Raw genomic sequence first — 1,247 nt, forward strand, 5'->3', positions numbered from 1 at the left:
GCGCCGCTCTGGTCTACGGCCTCCTGGCGCCTTTGCTCCTTGTCGAACGCGTTCATCCACGTGCTGGTGAAGCAGCGCGGGTGGTCATGCGGGGAGGTCGGCCTGAGCGGCTGCTCGGCGTTGCAGGTGGGCATGAGGGCTCCCGATGATGGTCCGCTAAGCATGGCGCGAACGACCGGAATGGAAATCGGGGAAATTCCCGGTCGCGCCGGATGAGTGGCATACGGTTCCTTCCGGGAATTACCCCAGTAGGCGCAGCGATGCGGTTGCGTTTAGGCAAGGGCTGATGTCCTTGTCCCCTGTTCCTTCCCTCGATGCGATGCGTGACGCAGTGTTGCGTGTGCTGCCGCGGTCGGACGATCTGCTGTGGATCGTCGGCTATGCCGCGGCCTTCATGCTTACGCACCGCTTCGCCGCGGGCTGGGGTGGGCAAGGCTTCTATTCACTGCTCTATCCGCCCGCGGGCGTCCGCATGGCCTTGCTCTGGAGTCGAGGACCCAGGCTGACCTTGGCGATCGTCGTTGCGGAAATGATCGTGCAGACGGCGGCGGGATGGATCGTTCCCGGAGAGTCCGGGTGGGTCGCCGTCGCCATCGGGGTTGCCCGACCGCCGCTGGTCTATGGTGCCGTTGTCTGGTTGATTCGCCGGATTGCCGCGCACGCATCCTCCAGCCTGGGCGTTGCGCCCATGCCGCTTGGCCTCGCCTCGGTCGCAGCTCCCGTCGCGGCCGCGATTGCCGCGCTGCCCTGGGCCCTTCTCAGACCAGAGCTGACCGGTGTCATCGGCCTGCGCCAGACGTTCGCATCGCTGGCCGGCTTTGCGGTCGGCGACCTTCTCGGGGTTCTCCTGTTCACCCCGCCGCTGCTGTGGGCCATTCAGGCAGCACGCGAAGGGCCGCGCTGGATGCCTCGGCGGGGAACGCGACTGTTCTTCGCGATGGGCGAAGCGGCCCTTGTTCTGGGCGGGGCAATCACGTTCGGCCTGCTGCTCGTCCGCATCGGGTTAGGCGTTCCCTCGACCCCGGCGCTGCTGGCAGTTGCTTGGATCGGCCTACGCTTTGGACGCACGGCGGGCTGGTGCGCGATCGTGATCGTGGCGGCGATCGTGCTGCCCTGGACAACCGGTGACATGCCGCTGGCCGAGCGGCTTACGTTGCACATGGGCCTCGCGTCGGTGGTGGTGGTCGGCTATCTCGCCGGCAGCTTTGCCGATGCGCAGGCGCGCGCGCGAACTGACCTGGCTCGCC

The 1,247-nt window shown here is 67.1% G+C and carries 1 pseudogene; it reads left to right on the forward strand.

Annotated elements, in window-relative coordinates:
• Positions 1-319: 319 nt before the first annotated feature.
• Positions 320-1,247 (forward strand): annotated as a pseudogene (locus tag VPH46_RS16270) (sensor histidine kinase); the annotation flags it as partial.

Source organism: Sphingomonas sp. MJ1 (PH-R8), from assembly GCF_048058635.1.
In the GTDB taxonomy this organism is placed as follows: Bacteria; Pseudomonadota; Alphaproteobacteria; order Sphingomonadales; family Sphingomonadaceae; genus Sphingomonas.